1 protein-coding gene is annotated in these 438 nt (G+C 71.7%); it reads right to left on the reverse strand.

Annotated elements, in window-relative coordinates:
• Positions 1–255, reverse strand: a 255-nt coding sequence (locus AC2JF9_RS09470; protein ID WP_500727269.1) for a hypothetical protein, incomplete at its 3' end; no start/stop codon positions are given.
• Between the last annotated feature and the right edge of the window lie 183 nt (positions 256–438).

Genomic DNA, 438 nt, shown 5'->3' on the forward strand with positions numbered 1-438 from the left:
TCCGAGGGTGGCAACCACGGCCGGCTCGGCCTGGGTGGTCAGGACCAGGCTGGCCGCGAGGTTTCCGGGCTCCGTCCGCCAGGCCGAGCCGCGACGTCCCCTGCCCTGCGTCTGGTGCCGCGAGACGACCCAGAGCGGACAGGATTGTCCGCTCCGCAGCCGCTCGAGCGCGTCCGCGTTGGTGGAGCCGACCGTCTCATGCGCGACGAGGCCGTAGCCGGCCGCGATGGCCTCCGGGGCGAGCGCGAAACGCATCCCGCTCAGAAGAGCGACCGCGCGGCCGCGGCCGCCGAGTTCACGAGCGGGGCCGGGATGATCCAGAACAGGGTCACGACCACGCTGCAGGCGATGAGGACGGCCTGCGGACCCGCCGCCAGCGGCTCGAAGCCGGGCCGCGGCTCGTCGAAATACATCACCTTCACGACACGAATGTAGTAG

The organism is Lactobacillus sp. C449L, from assembly GCF_059900815.1.